General features: G+C 42.5%; 4 protein-coding genes and 1 tRNA gene. 4 read left to right on the plus strand and 1 reads right to left on the minus strand.

Features of this window, described 5'->3' with window-relative positions; translation table 11 throughout:
- The first annotated feature begins 65 nt into the window (after positions 1–65).
- The 3 genes from ACFE90_RS07665 (at position 66) to ACFE90_RS07675 (ending at position 3663) form a co-directional block, all read left to right on the plus strand.
- The gene (locus ACFE90_RS07665; RefSeq protein ID WP_109011785.1) at positions 66–401 is read left to right on the plus strand and encodes a hypothetical protein; all 336 of its coding nucleotides are present in this window, start codon (positions 66–68) and stop codon (positions 399–401) included.
- A 626-nt stretch (positions 402–1027) separates the two neighbouring features.
- Complete coding sequence (locus ACFE90_RS07670) at positions 1028–3049, plus strand: GAF domain-containing protein (protein ID WP_375499215.1); 2022 nt, start codon at positions 1028–1030, stop codon at positions 3047–3049.
- 8 nt (positions 3050–3057) lie between these two features.
- Positions 3058–3663, plus strand: coding sequence for an SRPBCC family protein (locus ACFE90_RS07675; protein WP_375499217.1), 606 nt, complete (start codon positions 3058–3060; stop codon positions 3661–3663).
- A gap of 90 nt (positions 3664–3753) precedes the next feature.
- Here the strand turns inward: ACFE90_RS07675 and ACFE90_RS07680 are convergent.
- A tRNA-Glu gene (locus ACFE90_RS07680) sits at positions 3754–3826 on the minus strand.
- Positions 3827–4152: 326 nt separating this feature from the next.
- On the opposite strand from ACFE90_RS07680, the gene ACFE90_RS07685 reads away from it, so the two are divergent.
- Positions 4153–6072 (plus strand): cation:proton antiporter, encoded by a 1920-nt coding sequence (locus tag ACFE90_RS07685; RefSeq protein WP_375499219.1) that lies wholly within the window; start codon positions 4153–4155, stop codon positions 6070–6072.
- Positions 6073–6173: the final 101 nt, after the last annotated feature.

A 6173-nucleotide genomic window follows, 5' to 3' on the forward strand; every position in this document is an offset into this window, starting at 1 on the left:
AATATCGCTTTAAACATACTACACTTGTATTACTATCTTGTCTATACCTTTAAGGAGAAATAGTGATGCATACGATCGCTCGCACCCCAACCACCGATATGGAAGTTACCAGCATCCGCCTAGAGCGGGAACTGAAAGATAAGCTTAAAGAAATAGCTGGCAATCAAGGATATCAAGCTTTGATCCGAGATATCCTTTGGAATTATGTCCAGCAAAAATCAGGTGAATGGAAGCCTCGATTTTCGCGAACCGACATTCGAGCTAGCATCGCTGCCACAGCTCAACAAGAAGAACGCTGTGTACTCACAGGTCAACTAATTCAACCCCAAGAACCAATGTTGTTAGGGCTGACCAGGAATGGGGATATGGTTCCTCTGAGTGTCGAGAGTTTGGCTGGATAGTCTTATATTCAGGCAATGCAGCTCAGTTATTTTTACTAAGTAATTGAGCTGCATTCAACTTAGCTTTATTTTCTCCTATTAGTAAAGCTTATTGTTAAGAATTTTAACTTATGTACTCCATTGCTGCTACAAGGTAACTCTGTTTGATGCTCTGGCTTATTTATATTTTGATTGAGAGCAACATAAGATCAAAGCCTAGCTAGTTAAATGGACTAAAATAAAAACAAAATTTTACAAAATTATTAAAATAAATTCAGTGTTATTACGGGCGTTTTTGGGAGATTTTCCCAGAGATTCCAGAGAAATTACGGTTTATGTATACTTATAGACAGGATATTCTAAGTCAAAGTTAGTTAATTATCTCAATATAAATAAGATAAAGCAGCCAAAAATAATCAGGCTGGGACATTTTAGAATATCCTAAGTATCTCACTACCTATGTAGCAATTTGCTTAATATAACGCGAACTTGGCCATCTCGCATAGAAAAGGGCTATAACAGGTGAGAGAAAGTATTCATACAAGAATTGTCAATTATCAAGGTGGAGCAACACAACTAACGGTGAAGAATATGCCAATCGGTTGGGTGCAAAAACAATGGAGTTATTATCCGAGGGCGTGCCAAGAATGAAAAAGCCTTTATCGTCGCCGCCACATTATGTAGATGATATAGATCGACTACAACCTTACCAAGTCAAGCTGATGCAGCATCAGGAAGAACCTGCCCACAAGTTGGTAGAAAAGATTAACCAAATCATTGCCAATAGCTCCGCTATGGCCTTGATGCTGCAAGATATTGCCAAATTGCTAGGAGTTGTTTTTCAAGTAGATTGCTGCTGCTTGGTTTCAATAACGGGTGAGGCATCCGACGTAGCGACTACTAGTAATTGGTGTGCTGATGAGTATCTAGCGTTACCACACCCAGAAGAAATGTTTTCGATGGAACAGTTGCTTATGCACTCGCCAGTGCTGCAATGTGCTGCTGAACCATTGACTATTGAAGATATTTCCATCATTCAGAACAGTCTGGTAATTGGGTGTCAATATTTGCCACTACCGATAAAAGCAGTTTTGGCAATTCCCACCCGGTTTGGTGGTAATAATAATGGCGTGATTAGTCTAATTAAATTCCAACCTTATGATTGGAGTGAATCAGAAAAACAACTGCTAAAACAGGTGGAGTCGGCTTGCGCGATCGCTTTTTCTCGCGTAGCACAAACCCAGCTAATTGCTCATCAACAACAGTATCTGCAAAAGAACAATCAGTATCAAAGCTTGATCAAGCAATTAACCATACTGAATCGTAGCAATTTGGAGCTTAATCAAATGCTCCAGTTAGTTATTGCCTCCACTGCCGAATCTCTACAGGCAGATCGGGGTTTGCTTATACTACTAAAATATACAGACCCATTATTTAGGACTCAAGCTAAAAAACAAGTTCCTAAAGCAAAAGCTAGAGTAGTTGGTGAATGGGCTAAGGAAACACAAATTTCCCGGATTACTAAACCAGATATTTTAGAAGATCAGTCTTTCTTGCTATCGGAGTGTGGTTTATGCCAGCGTACTTTCATAGATTCTGCCAAACCAGTAATCTTTGATAATTACACAGAGCAAAATGATACTTCGTTAGCTGCTCCATTATTTGCAATAGAGCAATTGCCTGCGGTCTTATTAGTGCCATTAGAGAGTCAAGGTAAAATCTTAGGATTCTTAGTGCTACAGCAAGCTGTCACTCGGAGTTGGCAAGCAGCAGAATTAAATCTTGTGGAACTAGTTTGTGCTCAAGTAAGTAACGCCATAATTCAGTCACAGACATTGCGTCAAGTGCAAACTTTGGTAGATGAGCGGACGGCGAAACTACAGAGTAGTCTTGAACTTCAGGCAAAGTTGCATGAAAGAACCCGGCAGTATGTTGAGCAACTGCGGAAACTCAATGAACTCAAAGATGAATTTTTGAGCAACATGAGCGATCGCTTGCGTTATCCTTTGACAAACATGCTGATGTCAATTCGGAACTTACGTTTGCCAGGAATCGCGCCAGAGCGTCAGGTTCGATACATGGATATTCTAGAGCAGGAATGTACAAAAGAAATCAACTTGATTAATGACTTGTTGACACTCCAGAAACTAGAGTCGCCTCACGAAGCCCCGCAATTAGAATCTATAGATTTAAATACTAGAATTCAGGATATAGCAGCATCTTATGAGAATAAACTCGCAGAGAAAGGATTAAAGATTTCTGTAGATTTACCAGAGGAATCGCTAAAACTGCAAACTGAACTAGAGAGTTTTGACCGCATCCTGCAAGAGTTGTTAACCAATGCCTGTAAATACTCACAGCATGATAGCACCGTCCACTTGGAAGCTTTTCACCAAGTTGATCAACAAATTGATCAAGTTATCATAAAGGTGAGGAATACAGGACGTGGCATCTCCGAAGAAGAAGCGACCTACATCTTTGACAAGTTCCGTCGCGGAAAAGGGCGCTGGAGTCCAGGAACTGGCTTGGGACTTGCTTTAGTCAAGTCTTTAGTGCAGCATTTGAATGGAGCGATCGCAGTTGAAAGTCTCCCAATTTCGGATTCTGAACAGAGCGAAATTTGCTTCACCCTGACTCTGCCCCAATTTTCTGACGAAAGCAAACCATAATTCTGAAAGTGACTAAACAACAGAACACAACAGAGAACCTTGATTTCCAGTCTCCTAGTGATGACATCAACCTCGAAGGGGATTTGACTGCTGATGCAGTCGTGGCAGCTAAGGTAGAAGTTCAAATTGAGAAAATAGCAGAGCGACAGCGACAAATCACCGCCAAAGTCCAAATTCCCCAACCAGTAGAACAAATCTGGAAGGTTCTGACAGATTATGAAGCCTTACCTGACTTTCTCCCTAACCTCGCCAAAAGTCGTTTAATCGAGCATCCCAATGGTGGAATTAGACTGGAGCAAGTAGGCTCCCAACGCTTACTGAATTTCAACTTTAGTGCGCGGGTAGTTCTAGATTTGGAAGAAGACTTCCCCAAAAAAATTAACTTCCGCATGGTAGAGGGAGATTTTAAAGGCTTTTCTGGTAGCTGGTGCTTAGAGCCTTATTCTCTTGGTGAGTATGTAGGAACAAATCTTTGCTACACAATTCAAGTTTGGCCTAAACTGACTATGCCAGTGGGAATCATTGAAAACCGCCTTAGTAAAGATTTGCGGTCAAATCTCCTGGCTATTCACCAACGTGTAGAAGAGTTAGGCAGCAAAGAACCTTATCTATAGTTAAATTACCATCCAGTCTTTTCCCTGGATGGTAATTTAATTTCCTTAATTTTTAGCAAAAAATATTTTTGCTTTTTGATTGTTTTTAAGTACCCCCAGGGGAATTCGAATCCCCGTTACCTCCGTGAAAGGGAGGTGTCCTAGGCCTCTAGACGATGGGGGCATCGGACTCAGACCTTTTATAAGGTAACCAATTTCCTGGTCTTTGTCAACAGCTTTTGCCAAAAAAAGTTTGTGGCGGCTAAACTGGGTGGAGGCAAAAGCTTGAAGAGGATATAAAGATATGGAAACACCAAAACAATTCCGTAGATGCTTTTGCGGCAAGCCGCAGGGTTTATCAGCGTCCGGCGTTGGGGATTTAAAGGGACGCTCAGATAGAAAAAACGCTAAATTCAATAATGGACAAAGGGTATGATGTTGTACCGTGTAAAGTTAATGTCTACGGTTTTTTACAAAAGATTTTGAAATAAATCGCTCAAAATCTACAACATGGAAGCATCTTTTGAAATCACCCTACAGATGGCGATCGCCGTCCTTGCAGGCATTAGCGCCCAAGTGCTGGCTGCATACTTTCGGATACCCAGCATCGTTTTGTTATTGCTGTTGGGTATCTTCTTTGGCTCTGATGGCATCGGGCTGTTGCATCCCCATTTACTAGGCACTGGATTGGAAGTTATTGTCGCTCTAGCAACGGCAATCATTCTGTTTGAAGGCGGACTGAACTTGGATCTGCGCGAGTTAGGTAGAGTTTCAGTCAGCTTACAATTGCTCGTCACTCTAGGAACGCTGATCACATTGCTTGGTGGGAGTATGGCTGCTCACTGGCTGGGTGAATTCCCCTGGAAGATAGCTTTTCTGTATGCTTCCATCGTTGTGGTTACCGGCCCAACCGTCGTTGGGCCTTTGCTCAAACAAATCAATGTAGATCGGCAAGTAGCAACACTCTTGGAAGGAGAAGGGGTAATAATAGACCCTGTAGGCGCTATCCTCGCCTTCGTCGTTCTTGACACGATTTTAAATGGCGATGCTGACCCCATTAATGCGATCGTCGGTTTGCTGATGCGCCTAGGTGTTGGTGCGGCAATTGGTGGTGCTGGCGGTTATCTGATGAGTTTGATTTTCAAACGCGCCAGTTTTCTGTCATTCGAGCTAAAAAACTTAGTGGTATTGGCGATACTTTGGAGCCTGTTTACCTTATCGCAAATGATCCGCAGTGAATCGGGAGTAATGACAACAGTAGTTGCAGGAGCAGTTTTTGCTAACTCGTCAGTCCCAGAAGAACGCCTGTTAAGGAGCTTTAAGGGTCAGCTGACAATTCTCAGCGTCTCGGTGCTGTTCATCTTATTAGCTGCTGATTTATCTATTGCCAGTGTGTTTGCTTTGGGTTGGGGTAGTTTATTTACTGTTTTGGTCTTAATGTTTGTCGTTCGCCCAATTAATATCCTGTTGTGTACCTGGAACAGTGACTTAAACTGGCGACAAAAACTGTTTCTAAGCTGGGTTGCTCCTAGAGGAATTGTTGCTGCCTCTGTCGCTTCTTTTTTTGCGATTTCACTGACACAGCGTGGTATTAACGGCGGTGATTCTATCAAAGCTTTAGTTTTCCTCACAATTATCATGACTGTTGTCTGCCAAGGGCTAACAGCTGGCTGGATTGCTAAATGGCTGCAAATCACTTCCAAAGACGTAACTGGGGCAGTAATTGTAGGTTGTAATCCGTTAAGTCTTTTGATTGCCCGCTTCTTTCAAGAACGGGGAGAAAACGTGGTCATGATTGATACTGACCCCGAATGTCTTGTGCAAGCCGAGGCTCAAAATCTGCGGGTGATTGCTAGCAGTGGGCTAGATGCTGCTGTTTTGGAAGAGGCGGGACTTGGCTCTATAGGTACTTTTTTGGCTATGACTAGTAATGGCGAGGTGAATTTTGTTTTGGCTCAAAGGGCAGCTGAGGAATTTAAGCCGCCGCGTGTCTTAGCTGTTTTCCCCCGTGATCCGCAAGCGAATATTTCGGTTAGTAATAAAGTTAATCAAGCTTTTATCCCAGACTTAGCGATTAAAACTTGGAATGAATATTTGAATGATGGGCGTGTCAAGCTAGGGACAACTACGTTAGATGAGTTAGAGTTTTCTATTCAATGCGATCGCATCCAAGAAAAGATTCGGGCTGGGGTATTGATACCGCTATTGTTAGAACGAGAAGAACGCTTACAGGTAATACCAGCTAACCAAGAATGGGAAATTGGCGATCGCATTATTTACCTGTTGCATGACCCCAGACCTAGCCTTTTAAAACGTTTATCTGGTGCTACCCAATCCACTCCTCTCTCTCTAGAAAAGCTACCAGAGGTTGAAGACCTATCCCTCGCCCAATTGCCTCAATTTTCAGCTAGTGAGGCTCCTGGGGGATGAGGCAGAGGGGCAGGGGGCAGGGGAGAAGATGCTGTAATTTCCCAGCAATAGAAGGTTTGAGAGCAAACAAATTTATTTATGCTTAATGTTAAATATTTATT

Source organism: uncultured Nostoc sp., assembly GCF_964245445.1.
GTDB lineage: Bacteria > Cyanobacteriota > Cyanobacteriia > Cyanobacteriales > Nostocaceae > Nostoc.